We start from the raw sequence: 17,204 nt of genomic DNA on the forward strand, positions 1-17,204 counted from the left end.
GGCTTCTGGATGCGCAGCTTAACCGGCGACGGCACTTCCCCCCTGGCAGGCCCCCTGGCCGGGCTCGGCGCCCTGGCGCCGCGGCACCGCACGGCGACGGAGTTTGTCGAGGCAACGCTGAAGGCGGCGATCCTGGACGGGCGGATCGCCGGCGGCACGGCGCTGCGGCAGGAGGAGCTGGCCGCGACCTTCGGCCTGAGCCGGATGCCGGTGCGCGAGGCGCTGCGGCAGCTGGAGGCGCAGGCGCTGGTCGATGTCGTGCCGCACAAGGGCGCGGTGGTGACCGAGATCTCGGCCGACGACGCCGCCGACAACTACGCCATCCGCTTGGCGCTGGAGCCGGCGGCGCTGGCCCGGTCGATCCCGCGGCTGGAGGCCGCCGATTTGGACCGGGCCGGCGACCTGATCGCCGCCATGGACGCCGAGCCCGATCCCGGCCGGATGGGGGCGCTGAACCGGCAGTTCCACATGGCGCTGTACGCCCGCGCCGGCCATGCCCGCATGCTGGCCCTGACCGACCAGCAGCTGGCCGCGGCCGACCGCTACATCCGCTTCCACCTGGCGGCCAAGGGGCGCGCCCACCTGTCCCAGCACGAGCACCGGGCGATGCTGGCGGCGGCGACCGCCGGCGACATCGACACGGCGGTCGCGGTGCTGCGGCAGCATCTCGACACCGCGGCGGTGACGATCGCGGCGTTTTTCCAGTCGCGCGGCCGCTGATCCGCAAGCACAGGATTTGCGATGCGGGATTGCACCTGGACGCCGGCGGGGAGATCGTATTTACAGAACCCAATCCCACCCGTGAATCACCACCGATTCACAACAAGAGCTCATCCGAGGAGTCAGGTTCATGCGACGTCAGGCATTGGCATTCATCCCCGTGGTCCTGGCCGGTCTGGCCATGGCCGGCTGTTCGGTGAACGAGGTCCCGGGCGACAATTTCGGCCTGTCGGTCCACAACCCGACGCCCGCGGCGCAGTCCCGCACCCAGCCGGACGTCCAGGCCGGCCAGGATCCCTACAACCGCACCATCCCGCAGCCATAGGGTGCGGCCCGCCGCTACTCCATGCGGCGGCGGAACATCCAGGCCGCGGCGCTGAGCGTCACCAGGGCGATCAGCGCCAGCGGCGCGGTGTTGCGCAGCATCTCGTCCAGCGGCAGCCCCTTCAGGAACACGCCGCGGACGATGATGATGAAATAGCGCAGCGGGTTGAGGAAGGTCACCGGCTGCAGCCATTCCGGCATGTTGTCGATCGGCGTGGCGAAGCCGGACATCAGCGTGGCCGGGATCATGAACAGGAAGGATCCCAGGATCGCCTGCTGCTGCGTCGCCGACAGCGCCGAGATGAACAGCCCGATGCCGATCAGGGCCAGCAGGTAGAAGAACACGGCGGCGTAGAACATCGGCAGCGACCCGCGCAGCGGCAGCCCGAACCAGACCAGCGCCACCAGCAAATAGAAGCTGCAATGGACGAAGCCGATCAGCAGCGACGGCACGGTCTTGCCGATCAGGATCTCATGCACCCGCAGCGGCGACACCAGCAGCTGGTCGAAGGTGCCCAGCTCGCGCTCCCGCGCGATCGACAGGCCGGTGACGATCAGCCCGATCAGCACCGCGATCACGGCGATCAGGTTCGGCACCATGAACCATTGCGTGTCCAGCGCCGGGTTGAACCAGAAGCGCGGCACCGCGGCCTCCGGCCGCGACGCGGTGCCGGACGGGCTCGCGGCGTCGGCCGCCATGCCGCCGACGATCTGCTGGAGGTAGCTGCCGGCCAGCTGCGAGGCGTTGGAGCGGCGGCCGTCGAGGATGACCTGCAGGTTCGTCGGCCGGCCGGCGGCGATGTCGCGCGAGAAGCTCGGCCCGATCTCGACCGCCAGCAGCACCTGCTGCAGGTCGATCGCCCGGCGCAGCGCCGCGGGCGTGTCCACCGCCAGGATGGTGCGGAAGGTGGGGGTGCCGTCGATGCGGTTCACCAGCTCCTGGCTCCAGGCGCCGCGGTCGCGGTCCAGCACGGCGATGTCGGCGTTCCTCACCTCCATGGTCGCGGCATAGGCGAAGACGAAGAGCTGCAGGATCGGCGGCACGATCAGGATCATCCGGCTGCGCGGGTCGCGCAGCACGGCCAGCAGTTCCTTGACGATCAGGGCTTTGAGTCGGCGCCACATCTCAGACCAGCCTCTTCCGGCTCAGCCGCGCCGCCAGGGTGAACAGCACCGCCCCCTCGAACAGCAGCACGGCGATGCTGCGGAGGTAGAGCGGCCAGATGTCCCCGGCCAGGAACACGCTCTGCAGCGCCGGGATGTAGTAGCGCGCCGGGATGATCACGGTGATCCACTGGATCACCACCGGCATCGAGTTGATCTCGAACAGGAAGCCCGACAGCAGGAAGGACGGCAGGAAGCCGGCGACCAGCGCCAGCTGCGACGCCAGGAACTGGTTCTTGGTGGCGGCGGAGATGACCAGGCCGAGGCCCAGCGCCGGGCACAGGAAGGCTGATGAGACCAGGTACAGCGCGAAGACCGAGCCGCGGAACGGCACCCCGAACAGGAAGACGGTGACGACGACGCACAGGGTCAGCGAGGCCAGGCCGAGCAGGAAATAGGGCAGGATCTTCCCGGCCAGCAGCTCCAGCGCCGTCACCGGCGTCGCCATCATCGCCTCCATCGTCCCGCGCTCCCACTCCCGCGCCACCACCAGCGCGGTCAGCAGGGTGCCGATCATGGTCATGACGATGGCGATGGCGCCGGGCACCAGCACGTTGCGGCTGACCAGCTCTTGGTTGAACCACACCCGCTGCTGGACATCGATCGCAGGCAGGCCGCTGCCGCCCGACCCGGCCGCCTCCATCGCCTGCCAGCTGCCGAGCACGCCCTGGGCATAGGCCAGCACGAAGTTGGCGGTGTTGGGGTCGGTGCCGTCGACCAGGATCTGGATCTGCGGCGCGCCGCCGGGCTGGGCCGCGGCGGCGGTGAAGGTCTCGGGGATGACGATGATGCCCTTGATCCGGTTGGTCACCAGGTCTTCGGCGAATTGCCGCCGGTCGGTGCCGATGCGGGCGTCGAAATAGCGCGAAGCCTGGAAGCTGGCGGCGAGGTCGCGCGCCGCCGGGCTGGAGCTTTCGACCGCGACCCCGACCTTGGTGTGGTCGGCGTCGAGCGACAGGGCATAGCCGAACAGGAACAAGAGCAGCACCGGCAGCACCACGGCGATCAGCAGGCTGGAGGGGTCGCGCAGGATCTGCATACCCTCCTTCCGCATCAGCGCCGCGAAGCGCCGCAGCCGGTCGGCGCGGGCGGTGGCGGCGGCCTGGACGGCGGCGGTCATGCCGCCTCCGCCTTCAAATCCGAGGCCTCGACCAGGGCGATGAAGGCGTCCTCCATGGTCGGGTCGGGCTTGGCCTTGTCCGCCACCTTGGCCTTGAGCTCGTCGGGCGACCCCAGCGCGATCGAGCGGCCGCGATAGATCAGCGAGATGCGGTCGCAATACTCGGCCTCGTCCATGAAATGGGTGGTGACCAGCACGGTCACGCCCGTCTCGACCAGGCCGTTGATGTGGGTCCAGAACTCGCGCCGGCTGATCGGGTCGACGCCCGAGGTCGGCTCGTCCAGGAACAGCACCTCGGGCTCGTGCATCACGGCGCAGGCCAGGGCCAGGCGCTGCTTGAAGCCGAGCGGCAGGGTGCCGGCCGAGCGCCCGAGCTGGCTGCCGAAATCGAAGATCTCGACCATCAGCCCGATCTGCCGCCGCGCCCGGGCACGGTCGAGACCGTAGACCCCGGCGAAGAAGTCGAGGTTCTGGCCGACGCTGAGATCGCCGTAGAGCGAGAATTTCTGCGCCATGTAGCCCAGGCGGTTGCGGGCTTCGGCCGCGTCGCGGCGCAGGTCGAAGCCGGCCACCCGCCCCTCCCCCGCCGTCGGCTTCAGCAGCCCGCACAGCATCTTGAAGGTGGTCGACTTGCCGGCGCCGTTCGGCCCAAGCAGGCCGAAGATCTCGCCGCGCGGGATGTCGAAGCTGATGTCGTCGGCGGCGGTGAAGTCGCCGAAGCGCTTGGTCAGGCCACGCGCCTCGATCACCGGCCCGTCGCGCGGCGGCAGCTTCTGGCGGGCCTCGGCCAGCTTCGACCGGCCGCCGGGGCCGCCGCCGAGGACGTCGACGAAGGCATCCTCGAAGCGCGGCGGCGCCGGGGCGATTTCGGCGGCCTGGCCGGCGATCGGCGGCGGTTCCGGAACCCCCTCCGCCTTGGTCACCAGCCGGATCGCGGTGCCCTGGATCACGCCGTCGATCACGCCGGGCTGGCCCAGCGCCACGGCCAGCACCTGCCGGCGGCGGCCCGCGATCCCGGTCATCCGGAACACCCGGCCCTCGACCCGCCCGGTCAGCCCGGCCGGCTCGCCCTCATACAGCAGGCGGCCTTCGTTCAGCAGCAGCACCCGGTCGCATTTCTCGGCCTCGTCGAGATAGGCGGTCGACCACACCACGCCGATGCCCTCGCGGGTCAGGTCCTGCACCATGCCCCACAGCTCGCGCCGCGAGATCGGGTCGACGCCGACCCCCGGCTCGTCGAGCAGCAGCAGCCGCGGCTTGCGCAGCAGGGCGCAGGCTAGGCCGAGCTTCTGCTTCATGCCGCCGGACAGCTTGCCGGCCAGCCGGCCGGTGAAGCGCTTGAGGTCGGTGAAGCCCAAAAGCTCGTCGAACGACGCCGCCCGCTCGGGCTTCGGCAGGCCGCGCAGGTCGGCGTAGAGGTCGAGATTCTCCTGGACCGTCAGGTCCTCGTAGAGGCCGAAGCGCTGCGGCATGTAGCCGATCGCGGCCTGGATCGGTGCCGGCTCGGCCCGGGTGTCGTGGCCCAGCACGGTCAGGGTGCCGTCCTCGGGCAGCATCAGCGCGGTCATCAGCCGGATCAGCGTGGTCTTGCCCGCCCCGTCCGGCCCGACCAGCCCGGTGATGCGGCCCCCGCCGATCGCGGCGCTGACGGCGTCGAGCGCCGGCTTGCCCGGCCCGAAGCGCTTGGTGACGCCGTCGATCCGGACCAGGTCCTGCGTGGGCGCCGCAACAGGCTTAGGCGAGCTCGTCGACATAGCCTTACCCTCCGGCCCAGGCGATGCCGCTGATCCAAACCAAATGAGTCCCCCCTCCCCTTGCGGGAGGGGGGTAGGGGGAGGGGGTTCTCTCGGCCCGATCCGACCCGGATCCTGGAGACCCGTCCTGGACGGCACGTCCGATCCCTTGCCCATTCGCGCGCCGACGCGCGCAGACCCCTCCCCCTTGCCCCCTCTCGCAAGGGGAGGGGGGACGATGAAAGAACGGACCCTGCGGGGCGGAGACAGCCATCATTTCACCCCGCCTTCGGGATGCGGATGGTGACCGGCATGCCCTGGCGCAGGCCCTCATCGGCGTCGTCGACGACGATGCGCATGCGGTAGACCAGGTCGGTCCGCAGCTCCGGCGTCTGCACCGTCTTGGGGGTGAATTCGGCGACCGGCGAGACGAAGCCGACGCGGCCGCGATAGGGCCGGTCGGGGCGGGTGTCGGTCACCACCTGCACCTCCAGCCCGGGATGGATGCGGCCGAGATCGGGTTCGGCGACATAGGCGCGGACCCACACCGGCTTGGTCAGCGACAGCACATAGGCGACGCTGCTGGTGGCCAGGATCGCCCCCGGCTCGGTCACCCGCGACAGGATGATGCCGTCGGCCGGGGCCTTCAGCGTCGCATCCGCCAACGCGGTCTCGGCGGTGGCGAGGTCGGCCTGGGCGGAGGCGAGGTTGGCGCGGCCGGCGGCGATGTCCTCGGCGCGGTTGCCCTCCAGCAGCAGGTCCAGCGCCTGCTTCGCCGAATCCAGCTTCGCCCGGGCCATGTCGCGGTCGGCCTGGGTCTGGTCCAGCGTCGATTGCGGGGCGTTGCCGCCCTGGCGCAGCTGCTGGGTGCGGGCGAGCGCCAGCTCGGTGTTCTCGAGGTCGGCCTGGCGCTCCGCCACCGTGGCGCGGCCCTGGGCGATCTCGGCGGCGCGCGGCCCCGCCACCAGCTTGTCGAGGTCGGCCTGGCGCGCGGCGAGGCTGGCCCGGGCGGCCTGCAGGCTGTCCTGGAACGGCCGGTCGTCCAGCCGCGCCAGCACCGTACCCGCCGTCACCGCCTCGCCCTCCTCCAGCCGCATCTCGGCGAGCTTGCCGGAGACGCGGAAGCCGAGCTCGGCCTGGCGGATGTCGACATTGCCGTAGAGGGTCAGCGTGTCGGACTGCGCCCCGCGCCAGCCCAGCCGGCCGGGCAGGTCGAACCACCAGCCGGCGGCGGCGGCGGCCACGACCACGGCGACGATGGCGATGCGGATCTTCATGGCCGCGGCTCCACCGAGAGGCCGCGGAGATAGAGGTCGAGATGCCGGTCGATGAAGGTGCCGAGGTCGAAGGTCTCGTCCTGGCGCACGAAGGTGGTGCCCCAGATCACCGCCATCAGCAGCGGCGCGATCATCAGCCGGGCGGCATCCGCCGGATCGACCGGCCGGATCTCGCCGGCGGCGATGCCGCGCGCGATCAGGCCGGAGACGGTGTCGAGCATCCGGTCGATCACGGTCTCGCGCCAGAACTGCGCCAGCTCCGGAAACTGCGGGGATTCGGCGATGATCAGGCGCGGGAACTGCAGCAGCGGCGATCCCGCCATGGTGCTGGTGATGGCGCGCAGCAGCCGCGGCAGGATCTCCAGCACGGGGGCGCCGGGCTGCGCCGTCTCGCCGATCAGCCGTTCGACATTGGGCAGCACGGACTGGCGCACCAGCGCTTCGAACACCGCCTGCTTGCTGGGGAAGTAGAGATAGACCGTGCCCTTGCTGACCCCAGCCCTGGCGGCGATGTCGTCGATCCGTGTCGCGGCGAAGCCCCGCTCCACGAACAAGGCGAAGGCCGCGTCCAGCAGCTCCGCCGGCCGCGCTTCCTTGCGCCGCTTCCGTACCGCTTCGGCCATGACCGGTCCGCTTGCTTTGGTTAATGACTGACCAGTCAGTTATTAACCAAATTGGATCCCCGAGTCAATCTGATGCCGGGCGGCAGCATTAGCCGGCCGGACTGTTCATGATATGCTCCGTGGACAAGGCGCAGACCGATCAGACGCCGCAGGCGAAGGGCTCCGGATACCGGGTGAGCACCTGGTTGGCCGTAGAATGCCCTCGCCGACCATCGATGATGTCGCGTCACCTCTCCCATTCGCGAGAGAGGTTGGAGGCGTTTGCGCCTTCCCCACACCGTCATTGCGAGCGCAGCGAAGCAATCCATGCCAGGCGGCGCCATGGATTGCTTCGTCGGCTTCGCCTCCTCGCACTGACGGAGGGGGCTGCAGAGGCAACGCGAGAGGCTGACATCCCTCAGGATCGACGTATCCTTGATGGCTTGTCCGTCTGTCAGTGGGGGAGCGCGATGGCCGACAAGACCTCCGCCAAGCCAACCGCAACCAAGGGCAAAGGCCCCGCAGGGGCCGCGAAGCCGGCCCTCCTCTCAGGCGGCAACCCCCAGATCGCGAAGGGCACCGGCGACGCCCCGGTGCAGGCCTACATCGCGGCCATGCCGGACTGGAAAAGCGATGTCGGTCGCCGTCTGGACGCACTGATCACGTGCACCGTCCCCGGCGTGCACAAGGCGGTCAAATGGAACTCGCCGCTGTACGGGCTCGAGGGCCAGGGCTGGTTCCTGGGCCTCCATTGCTTCACGCACTACGTCAAGGTCGCGTTCTTTCGCGGCGCGTTGCTGCATCCGGTTCCTCCCGGTCCGTCCAAGCAGAAGGAGGTGCGTTACCTCGACATTCGCGAGGACGACCCGTTCGACGAAGCCCAGATCGCCGCCTGGGTGAAGCAGGCCAGCGAATTGCCCGGCGAGCAAATGTGAGCGAGACCGGCCCCGGCCCTATGCCGCCGCCCGGTCGCGGCCCTCGGCCACGGCGTGGCAGGCGACCAGGCCCTCGCCGGCCGGGAGCGGCTGCGGCACCTCCTGCCGGCAGCGGTCATTCGCCAGCGGGCAGCGCGGATGGAAGGCGCAGCCGGGCGGCGGCGCGATCGGGCTGGGGATCTCGCCCTCGATCATCTTGCGCGGCCGGCCGGTCATCTCCAGGTCCGGCAGGGCGTCCAGCAGCATGCGGGTGTACGGATGGCGCGGCGCCTGGAACAGAGCCCGGGCTGGCGCCAGCTCGACCATCCGGCCGAGATAGACCACGCCGATCCGGTTCGCCATGTGCTTCACCACCGCCAGATTGTGGCTGATGAACAAGTAGGTGAGGCCGAACTGGTCCTGCAGGTCTTTCATCAGGTTGAGAATCTGGGCCTGGACCGAGACGTCCAGCGCCGAGGTCGGCTCGTCGCAGACGATGAAGTCCGGTTCCGACGCCAGCGCCCGGGCGATGCAGATGCGCTGGCGCTGGCCGCCGGAGAATTCATGCGGGAATTTGCGCCCGTCGCGCGGGTCCAGCCCGACCCGCCGCAGCAGTTCGGCCACCCGGGCGGTGGTCGCGGCGTTGGAGGCGGTCAGGCGGAAGGCGCGGATCGGTTCGGCGATGATGCGGTCGACCCGCCAGCGCGGGTTGAGGCTGGCGAAGGGGTCCTGGAAGATCATCTGGATCCGCCGCCGCAGCTTGGCGATCTGCGGCCGCTTGGTCGGGTCGGCGAGGTCGAGCCCGTCGATCAGTACCGCGCCGTCGCTGGGCGGCAGCAGCCCCACCACCATGCGGGCGATGGTCGACTTGCCCGAGCCGGATTCGCCGACCAGGGCCACGGTCTCGCCGCGCCCGACGGTGAAGCTGACATCCTGCACTGCCTTCAGCACCGGCCGTGCGGAGCCCGCCAGCAGCCGGCCGAGCCCCGGCCGGGACAGGTCGAACCGGCGGCTGAGGCCCACGACCTCGACCAATGCGTCCATCGTCATGCCCTCCCCTCGCCCGGCGCCACCAGCCAGCAGGCGGCCGCCCCCTGCCCGGCCGCCACCAGCTCCGGCCGGTCGCGGCGGCAGCGGTCGAACACCTCGGGACAGCGCGGGTTGAAGGCGCAGCCGGCCGGGATGGCGTCGAGGCGCGGCATCGACCCCGGGATCTGCTGCAGCCGCGCCACCTCGCCGCTCAGCGTCGGGATCGACCCCATCAGGCCCTTGGTGTAGGGGTGGTGCGGGTGCTTGATGACGCTGCGCACCGGGCCGATCTCGGCGATCCGCCCGGCATACATCACCGCCACCCGGTCGGCCGCCTCGGCGATCACGCCCATGTCGTGGGTGATCAGCATCACCGCCGTGCCGCGCTCGCGGCACAGCCGCTTCAGCACCGCGATCACCTGGGCCTGGACCGAGACGTCGAGCGCCGTGGTCGGCTCGTCCGCGATCACCAGTTCGGGCTCCGCCGCCAGGGCCAGGGCGATGACCACGCGCTGGCGCATGCCGCCGGAGAATTCATGCGGGTAGCTGTCGATCCGCGCCGCCGCGGCTGGGATGCCGACCTCGTCCAGCAGGGCCAGCGCCTTGCGCCGGGCGCCGTCGCGGCCGAGGTCGAGATGGGTGGTGATGGTCTCCACCAGCTGGCGGCCGACGGTGTAGAGCGGGTTCAGGCTGGTCAGCGGGTCCTGGAAGATCATGCCGATGCGCCGGCCGCGGATCCGCCGCATCGCCTCGGGCTTCAGCCCGTCGATGCGCTCGCCCTTCAGCCGGATCTCGCCGCCGGCGATGCGGCCGGGCGGGTCGATCAGCCCGATCACCGCGGTGCCGGTGATCGACTTGCCGGCGCCGGATTCGCCGACCACGCCCAGCACCTCGCCCGGCGCAATGTCGAAGGACACGCCGTCGATCGCGGTCAGCAGGCCGCGGCGGCTGCGGAACTGGACCTTGAGGTCGCGGACGCTGAGGGTGGGTTCGGTCATGCCCCTCACCGCAGCTTCGGGTTGAGGGCGTCGCGCAGCCAGTCGCCCAGCAGGTTGACCGCCAGGGCCAGGATCGCCAGGGCCAGGCCCGGGAAGATCGTGATCCACCATTCGCCGGAGAACAGGAAGCGGTTGCCGATGCTGATCAGCGTGCCCAGCGAGGGCGAGGTCGGCGGCACCCCGACGCCGAGGAAGGACAGCGTCGCTTCGGTGATGATCGCCAGGGCCAGGTTGATGGTGGCGATCACCAGCACCGGGCCGGTCACGTTCGGCAGCACGTGGCGGAACATGATGGTCCAGTCGGACAGGCCGATCAGCCGGGCCGCCAGCACGTATTCCTTGCGGGATTCGACCAGGGTCGAGCCGCGCACCGTGCGGGCGTACTGCACCCAGTAGGACAGGCCGATGGCGACGATGATCACCCCGATCTGCATGTCGGTGCCGCCGCCCCTGCCGACCACGGCGAGGGCGACGCCGTTGATCAGGAGCGCGATCAGGATGGCCGGGAAGGTCAGCTGCACATCGGCGATGCGCATGATCAGCGCCCCGGCCCAGCCGCCGCGGTAGCCGGCGATCAGGCCGAGGGTGACGCCGATCAGCATCGCCAGGGCGACGCCGGCGAAGCCGACCAGCAGCGAGATCCGGGTGCCGTACAGGATGGCCGACAGCAGGTCGCGGCCCTGGTCGTCGGTACCGAGCGGGAATTGCGCGTCGCCCTGCGCCTCGAAGGCCGGCGGGATCAGCGAGTTCATCAGGTCGAGATTGGCCGGGTCGAACGGGTCCTGCGGCGCGACCAGCGGCGCCAGCACGGCGCCCGCCATCATCAGCAGGGTGACCGCCAGGGCGGCGATGGCGAGCGGCGAGCGGCGGAAGCGCCAGGCGATGTCGCTGTCGAGCAGTCGGCGCATCGCGGTCAGCCCCCCGCCCCGACGCGGATCCGGGGATCCACGAAGGCATAGAGCACGTCGACCACCAGGTTGATGGTGACGAAGATGAGGGAGCTGAGCAGCAGGTAGGCCGACATGATCGGGATGTCGACATTGGCCACCGCCTGGATGAACAGCAGGCCCATGCCCGGCCATTGGAACACCTGCTCGGTGATGATGGCGAAGGCGATGATCGAGCCGAGCTGCAGGCCGGTGATGGTGATGACCGGGATCAGCGTGTTCTTCAGCGCATGGCCGAAATGGATGGCCCGGTTGGGCAGGCCGCGGGCCCGGGCGAAGCGGATGTATTCGGTGCGCATCACCTCCAGCATCTCGCCCCGCACCAGCCGCATGATCAGCGTCATCTGGAACAGGCCCAGCGTGATCGCCGGCAGCACCAGCGACCGCAGCCCGGACAAAGTGAGGAATCCCGTGCTCCACCAGCCCAGCTGCACCACCGCGCCGCGCCCGAAGGCGGGCAGCCAGCCCAGCTCGACCGCGAAGACGAAGATCAAGAGGATGCCGATCAGGAAGGTCGGCAGCGACACCCCGACCAGCGAGGCGCCGAGGAACAGGCGCGAGACCCAGCTTTGCGGGTAGAGGCCGGTGAACACCCCCATCGGCACCCCGATCAGCAGGGCCAGCACCGCCGAGGTCAGCGACAGCTCCAGCGTCGCCGCCGCGCGTTCGCCGATCAGCTTCGCGACCGGCTGCTTGAACTGGTAGGAATTGCCGAAGTCGAACAGCACGGCCTGGCCGGCGTAGCGCGCGAACTGCACCAGCACCGGGTCGTTCAGCCCCAGGCTCTCGCGCAGCGCCTCGCGCTCGGCCTCCGTGGTCTCCTGCCCGACCAGCTGGTTGATCGGGTCGCCGACGAAGCGGAACATGGCGAAGGCCAGCAGCGCCACCACCGCCATGACCAGCAGCGCCTGGGCCAGGCGCGTCAGGATGAAGGCCAGCATCGGACCCCGCGATCGTCGGAGGAAACCGGATGGCGGCGCCGGGGCGCCGCCATCGCGAAGGCTGACGCCATCAGTTCTTCTTGATCCAGTCGAAGATCAGCCAGTCGTCCGGCCGCTGGACCACGGTGAAGCTCTTCGAGACGCCCCAGGACAGCGCCTGCTGGTGCAGGGGGAGGTAGCCGACATCCTCGTCCAGCAGGATCTTGTAGGCCTGGGCGATCAACTCGTCGCGCTTGGCCTTGTCGCCCTCGACCGAGAAGGCATCGACCAGCGCGTCGACCTTGGGGTTGCAGTAGCCGCCGTCGTTCGAGACCGAAACGCCGGGCGCCCGGCAGCGCACCAGGTTGTTGAAGACGCTGAGCGAATCATAGCCGTCGGGGGTCCAGCCCAGCAGGTAGAAGCTGGTGCTGTGGCCGCCGGGCTCGCCGATCTGGGTGAAGTGCTTGGCGCGGGGCTGGGAGTTCAGCGTCACCTTGACCCCGACCCGGGCCAGCATCGACACCACCGCCTGGCAGATCGCCTCGTCATTGACATAGCGGTCGTTCGGGCAGTCCAGCGTGACCTCGAAACCATCGGGGTAGCCGGCCTCGGCTAGCAGCTTCTTCGACGCCTCCGGGTCGTAGGGGTGGCGCTTGAACTCGCCGGCCCGGTCGAACAGCGCGGGCGAGATCATCAGCGCCGACGGCGTCGCCTGGCCGCGCATGATGCGCTGGGTGATCGCATCCTCGTTGATCGCCTGGTAGAGGGCCAGGCGCACCCGCTGGTCCTTGAACGGGTTCTTGCCCTTGATGTTGGAATAGAGCAGCTCGTCGCGGCTCTGATCCAGGCCGAGGAAGATGGTCCGTAGCTCGGGCGCGATCAGCAGGGTCGTGCCGGGGTTGTTGGCGACGCGGTCCTGGTCCTGCACCGGCACCGGATCCACCCAGTCGACCTGGCCCGACAGCAGGGCGGCGACGCGAGTGGCCGAGGAGGCGATCGGGGTGAACTCGATCCGGTCGACATTGCCCTCGGGCTTGCCCCACCAGTTCGGGTTGCGCACGAACACCGTCTTCACCCCGATCTCATGGCTTTCCACCATGAACGGGCCGGTGCCGTTGGCGTGCAGCACGGCATAGCCGGGGTTCTTGTCCGCCGTGGAGGACGGCATCAGGGCGTTGTTGGCCTCCGACCACTTCTTGTCGAAGATCGGCCAGGAGTCGAAGGTCGCGTTCAGGATCGGGTTGGGCTTGGTCAGGACGAAGTCGACCGTGTGGTCGTCGACCTTCACCGCCTTCATGTCCGACGGCGCGCGGCCCTTGATGTCGGAGCCCGGGCCCCGCATCCGGTCGAGCGAATACACCACGTCGTCGGCGGTGAACGGGTCGCCATTGGCGAATTTCACGCCCTCGCGTAGGTGGAAGCGCCACTTCAGCCCGTCATCCGTCACGTCCCAGCTGGTGGCCAGCGCCGGCACGATCTTCGTGTCCTTGTCGCGCGCCGTCAGCCCTTCATAGACGTTGCTCATCGTCGCCGTCGTGAAGGTCTCGTTGTACTGGTACGAGTCGAGCGTGTTCAGGTTGCCCTGGAAGGCGAATTTGAACACGGTCTCCGCCCGCGCCGTCGCCGATGCCGCCAGGATGGCGGCCGCCACCAGGAGGCCGGTCGCAGCCCATCGCAGCGGAGTTTGGGCCGCCAGGGCCGCGGATCGCTGCATGCCTCGCTGTCTCAGTTCCGCCATCGGTTCCTCGTCTGGATCTTGGTTGCAGGCAGCCGGGCGACCAGAGCCGGCCCGGCTGAGTCCATGGGGTTCGAAGGCGCGGCCGATGCCGGCCACGGTCTGAAGCGCCCGTCCGGCGCGATTTGCCCCTCAGGCGCGATTTGGTTGCCTCCCCGGCGCGATGATTGCCCGAGTTTCGCTCCGGGTCGAGCAGGATCGGACAAAATGCCCAATTCTCGGGCAGTCGCCGCCATGGTCGACGGCAGCCCGTCCGCCCGCCTGTCCCGCATTCCCTGCCGACCTCTCGATCCCGCCCCCTGATCCTCCAGCCGTAGCAACTGCCGTGCCAGAGGGTCCGGGCTGGGATGCGCGGGCGCCGTCCGAAGCGGCGGCCGGCCGGCTTGCACGGCTTCCGCCTTGGCCCTAGGGTACGGCGCTTCTGTTCTGGAGAATGTTTCGGTGCGCTATATCAGCACCCGGGGTCACGCCCCCGCGCTTGCCTTCGACGATGTGCTTCTGGCCGGTCTCGCCCGCGACGGCGGCCTGTACCTGCCCGAGGCCTGGCCGACCCGCACGGCCGAGGAATGGCGGCGGCTGCGCGGCCTGCCCTATGCCGAGCTGGCCACCGAGGTGATGCTGCCCTTCGTCGAGGGGTCGCTGACCCGCGCGGAGCTGCAGGCGCTGGCGACCGAGACCTATGCCGGCTTCGGCCACCCCGCGGTGGCGCCGCTGGTCCAGCTCGACCACGACCTGTGGCTGATGGAGCTGTTCCACGGGCCGACCATCGCCTTCAAGGACTACGCCCTGCAGCTGCTGGGCCGCCTGTTCGACCATGTGCTGACCAAGCGCGGCGAGCGGGTGATGATCGTCGGCGCCACCTCGGGCGACACCGGATCCGCCGCGATCGAGGCCTGCCGCGACCGCGCCGCCATCGACATCGTCATCCTGCATCCGGAAGGCCGCACCTCGGAGGTGCAGCGCCGGCAGATGACCACGGTGCGGGCCGCCAATGTCCGCAACGTCGCGCTGAAGGGCAGCTTCGACGACTGCCAGGACCTGGTGAAGGCGATGTTCGCCGACGCCCCGTTCCGCGACGAGGTGCATCTGTCGGCGGTGAATTCGATCAACTGGGCCCGGATCATGGCCCAGATCGTCTACTACGTGTCGGCGGCCCTGGCCTTGGGCGCGCCGGACCGGCCGGTGGCCTTCGCCGTGCCGACCGGCAATTTCGGCAATGTCTTCGCCGCCTATGCCGCGAAGCGCATGGGCCTGCCGATCGCCAAGCTGGTGGTCGGGTCGAACCGCAACGACATCCTCGACCGCTTCTTCAAGTCGGGCGAGATGAAGATGGACGGGGTCGAGCCGAGCCTGAGCCCGTCGATGGACATCCAGATCTCGTCCAACTTCGAGCGGCTGCTGTTCGAGCTGTGCGACCGCGACGCCGAGCGCTTAAGCGCGCTGATGGCGGAGTTCCGCGGCACCGGCCGGTTCAGCGTCACGCCGGCGATGCACCAGGCGGCGACCGCGTTGTTCGCCAGCCACAAGCTGGACGACGACGGCACGCTGGCGGTGATCGCCGAGACCCGCGCCGCCACCGGCCAGACCCTGGACCCCCACACCGCCTGCGGCCTGGCCGCGGCCCGCGCCCACCCGGCCGGCCGCGGCATCCCGATGGTGGTCGCCGCCACCGCCCATCCGGCCAAGTTCCCGGATGCGGTCGAGCGCGCCACCGGCTGGCGCCCGCCGCTGCCGCCGCATCTCGCAGATCTGTTCGAACGGGAGGAGCGGCTGACCCAGCTGCCCAACGATCTCGCCACCGTCCAAGGCTTCGTCCGCCAGGCCCGCACCAATGGGGGGCCGCGCTGATGCCGATCCTGGAAAGCCGGCTGTCGAACGGCCTGCGCGTCGTCACCGATCCGATCTCCACCGTCGAGAGCGCCTGCGTCGGCCTGTGGGTCGGCGTCGGCACCCGGCATGAGACCGCCGAGGTCAACGGCGTCGCCCATCTCTTGGAGCACATGGCGTTCAAGGGCACGCGCCGGCGCAGCGCCCAGGACATCGCCCAGGAGATCGAGGCGGTCGGCGGCCACCTGAACGCCTACACCAGCCGCGAGAACACGGCCTACTACGCGCGCATACTGAAAGAAGACGCAGCCCTGGCGCTCGATATCCTCGGCGACATCCTGCAGAACTCGGTGTTCGACGAGACCGAGCTGGGGCGCGAGCGCGCGGTGGTGCTGCAGGAGATCGGCCAGGCGATCGACACGCCCGACGACATCATCTTCGACCAGTTCCAGGAGGCCGCGTACCCGGACCAGCCGATCGGCTGGCCGGTGCTGGGCACCGCCGACATCGTCGGGTCGCTGCCGCGCGAGGCCATAGCGGGCTATATCGGCCGCAACTACGGCGCCGACACCATGGTGCTGGTGGCTTCGGGCAATGTCGACCACGACCGGCTGACGGCGCAGGCCGACCGGCTGTTCGCCGGACTGCCGGCCCAGGCCGAGGCGCGCACCGCGCCTGCCGCCTATCGCGGCGGCGAGCACCGCGAGGAGCGCGATCTCGAGCAGCTGCACCTGGTGCTGGGCTTCCCCGGCCTGGCCTATGCCGACCCGGATTTCTACGCCGCCTCGGTGCTGTCGACCCTGCTGGGCGGCGGCATGTCCTCGCGCCTGTTCCAGGAGATCCGCGAGAAGCGCGGGCTGGTCTATTCGATCTACTCCTTCACCAGCGCCTATCAGGATGGCGGGCTGTTCGGCATCTATGCCGGCACCGGCGAGGACGAGGTGGAGGAACTGGTGCCGGTGCTGTGCGGCGAGATCGGCCGGGTGATCGGCGACGCGGCGGAGGACGAGGTCGCCCGCGCCCGCGCCCAGATCAAGGCCGGGCTGCTGATGAGCCTGGAATCGACCATGGCGCGGGCCGAGCAGCTGGGCCAGCAGATGCTGATCTTCGGCCGCCCGGTGCCGCCGGAGGAGGTGGTGGCGCGGATCGACGCGATCGATGCCGCCGCCGTCCGCCGCGTCGCCGAGCGCCTGTTCCGCACGCCCCCCACCCTGGCGGCGCTCGGGCCGGTCGGAAAGCTCGAGGGCTACGACGCGATCCGCGCCCGGATCGGCTGAGCGCGTTGAGCGGGGCGGCGGTGATCGGCTTCTTCCGGACGGGGCTCGGCACCCTTCCCCCGGTCCGGATCGAAGGCCGGCGGACCTATCTGCGGCCGCCGCGGCTGCGCGACTGGCGCCCCTGGGTGGCGCTGCGCGGCGACAGCCGGTCCTTCCTGACGCCGTGGGAGCCGACTTGGCCCGAAGATGCGCTGAGTCGCGCCGCCTATCTGCGCCGGCTGCGCCGCCAGATCTACGAGTGGCGGCAGGACGAGGGCTACGGCTTCCTGATCTTCGAGCGCGAAAGCCGCCAGCTGGTCGGCGGCATCGGCTTCTCCAACGTGCGCCGCGGCGTCGCCCAGTCGGCCTCGATCGGCTATTGGGTCGGCGAGCGCTTCGCCCGGCAGGGGCTGATGACCGATGCAACGGCTGCAACGCTGGCCTTCGGCTTCAACCAGCTCGGCCTGCACCGAATCGAGGCGGCCTGCCTGCCGCACAACCAGCCAAGCCAGAAGCTGCTGACCCGGCTGGGTTTCACCCATGAGGGCCAGGCCCGCGCCTATCTGAAAATCGACGGGGATTGGCGGGATCACCTGCTGTTCGGACTGGTCGACACCGAGTTTCATCCGGGACCCTGA

The 17,204-nt window shown here is 69.8% G+C and carries 16 protein-coding genes; 6 read left to right on the plus strand and 10 right to left on the minus strand.

Features of this window, described 5'->3' with window-relative positions:
- Positions 1-9: 9 nt before the first annotated feature.
- Together AB4112_RS18600 and AB4112_RS18605 are read left to right on the plus strand one after the other, a co-directional pair.
- Positions 10-720: a GntR family transcriptional regulator gene (locus AB4112_RS18600; protein ID WP_309793528.1), complete on the plus strand. Its 711-nt coding sequence runs from the start codon at positions 10-12 to the stop codon at positions 718-720.
- 130 nt (positions 721-850) lie between these two features.
- Positions 851-1,045 carry a hypothetical protein gene (locus tag AB4112_RS18605; RefSeq protein WP_309793526.1) on the plus strand — a complete coding sequence of 65 codons (195 nt, stop codon included), beginning with the start codon at positions 851-853 and terminating at the stop codon, positions 1,043-1,045.
- 14 nt (positions 1,046-1,059) lie between these two features.
- On the opposite strand, the gene AB4112_RS18610 is transcribed toward AB4112_RS18605, so the two are convergent.
- The 5 genes from AB4112_RS18610 to AB4112_RS18630 all read right to left on the minus strand — a co-directional run bounded on the left by AB4112_RS18610 (position 1,060) and on the right by AB4112_RS18630 (position 6,961).
- Positions 1,060-2,169, minus strand: coding sequence for an ABC transporter permease (locus tag AB4112_RS18610; protein ID WP_441721869.1), 1,110 nt, complete (start codon positions 2,167-2,169; stop codon positions 1,060-1,062).
- Between the two features lies 1 nt (position 2,170).
- Positions 2,171-3,328: an ABC transporter permease gene (locus tag AB4112_RS18615; RefSeq protein ID WP_441721872.1), complete on the minus strand. Its 1,158-nt coding sequence runs from the start codon at positions 3,326-3,328 to the stop codon at positions 2,171-2,173.
- Positions 3,325-5,082: an ATP-binding cassette domain-containing protein gene (locus tag AB4112_RS18620; RefSeq protein ID WP_441721875.1), complete on the minus strand. Its 1,758-nt coding sequence runs from the start codon at positions 5,080-5,082 to the stop codon at positions 3,325-3,327. The genes AB4112_RS18615 and AB4112_RS18620 overlap by 4 nt, the downstream gene beginning before the upstream one ends.
- A 257-nt stretch (positions 5,083-5,339) precedes the next feature.
- Positions 5,340-6,338 (minus strand): secretion protein HlyD, encoded by a 999-nt coding sequence (gene hlyD, locus AB4112_RS18625; protein WP_441721878.1) that lies wholly within the window; start codon positions 6,336-6,338, stop codon positions 5,340-5,342.
- Positions 6,335-6,961 carry a TetR/AcrR family transcriptional regulator gene (locus AB4112_RS18630; protein WP_441721881.1) on the minus strand — a complete coding sequence of 209 codons (627 nt, stop codon included), beginning with the start codon at positions 6,959-6,961 and terminating at the stop codon, positions 6,335-6,337. Before AB4112_RS18630 ends, hlyD begins: the two co-directional genes overlap by 4 nt.
- Positions 6,962-7,410: 449 nt before the next feature.
- Between AB4112_RS18630 and AB4112_RS18635 the strand changes: the two genes are divergently transcribed.
- Complete coding sequence (locus AB4112_RS18635; RefSeq protein WP_441721884.1) at positions 7,411-7,875, plus strand: DUF1801 domain-containing protein; 465 nt, start codon at positions 7,411-7,413, stop codon at positions 7,873-7,875.
- Between the two features lie 18 nt (positions 7,876-7,893).
- Here the strand turns inward: AB4112_RS18635 and AB4112_RS18640 are convergent, their stop codons facing one another.
- The 5 genes from AB4112_RS18640 to AB4112_RS18660 all read right to left on the minus strand — a co-directional run bounded on the left by AB4112_RS18640 (position 7,894) and on the right by AB4112_RS18660 (position 13,462).
- Positions 7,894-8,904, minus strand: a complete 1,011-nt coding sequence (locus tag AB4112_RS18640) for an ABC transporter ATP-binding protein (RefSeq protein ID WP_441721887.1) — start codon at positions 8,902-8,904, stop codon at positions 7,894-7,896.
- Complete coding sequence (locus AB4112_RS18645; protein WP_441721890.1) at positions 8,901-9,881, minus strand: ABC transporter ATP-binding protein; 981 nt, start codon at positions 9,879-9,881, stop codon at positions 8,901-8,903. Before AB4112_RS18645 ends, AB4112_RS18640 begins: the two co-directional genes overlap by 4 nt.
- A gap of 5 nt (positions 9,882-9,886) precedes the next feature.
- Positions 9,887-10,789, minus strand: coding sequence for an ABC transporter permease (locus AB4112_RS18650; RefSeq protein ID WP_441721893.1), 903 nt, complete (start codon positions 10,787-10,789; stop codon positions 9,887-9,889).
- A 5-nt stretch (positions 10,790-10,794) separates the two neighbouring features.
- The gene (locus AB4112_RS18655; protein WP_441721895.1) at positions 10,795-11,769 is read right to left on the minus strand and encodes an ABC transporter permease; all 975 of its coding nucleotides are present in this window, start codon (positions 11,767-11,769) and stop codon (positions 10,795-10,797) included.
- Between the two features lie 70 nt (positions 11,770-11,839).
- Positions 11,840-13,462 carry an ABC transporter substrate-binding protein gene (locus tag AB4112_RS18660; RefSeq protein WP_441721898.1) on the minus strand — a complete coding sequence of 541 codons (1,623 nt, stop codon included), beginning with the start codon at positions 13,460-13,462 and terminating at the stop codon, positions 11,840-11,842.
- Positions 13,463-13,924: 462 nt separating this feature from the next.
- Between AB4112_RS18660 and thrC the strand changes: the two genes are divergently transcribed.
- The 3 genes from thrC to AB4112_RS18675 are packed head-to-tail and all read left to right on the plus strand — an operon-like array spanning position 13,925 to position 17,204.
- Complete coding sequence (thrC, locus tag AB4112_RS18665; protein WP_441721901.1) at positions 13,925-15,331, plus strand: threonine synthase; 1,407 nt, start codon at positions 13,925-13,927, stop codon at positions 15,329-15,331.
- Entirely contained in the window at positions 15,331-16,587 is a 1,257-nt protein-coding gene (locus AB4112_RS18670) for a M16 family metallopeptidase (RefSeq protein WP_441721904.1), read from the plus strand. The genes thrC and AB4112_RS18670 overlap by 1 nt, the downstream gene beginning before the upstream one ends.
- A 5-nt stretch (positions 16,588-16,592) precedes the next feature.
- A complete protein-coding gene (locus AB4112_RS18675; protein WP_309793504.1) occupies positions 16,593-17,204 on the plus strand; it encodes a GNAT family N-acetyltransferase in 612 nt (203 codons plus the stop codon).

The sequence above is a fragment of the Inquilinus sp. 2KB_23 genome (assembly GCF_052115705.1).
Taxonomy (GTDB): domain Bacteria; phylum Pseudomonadota; class Alphaproteobacteria; order DSM-16000; family Inquilinaceae; genus Inquilinus; species Inquilinus ginsengisoli_A.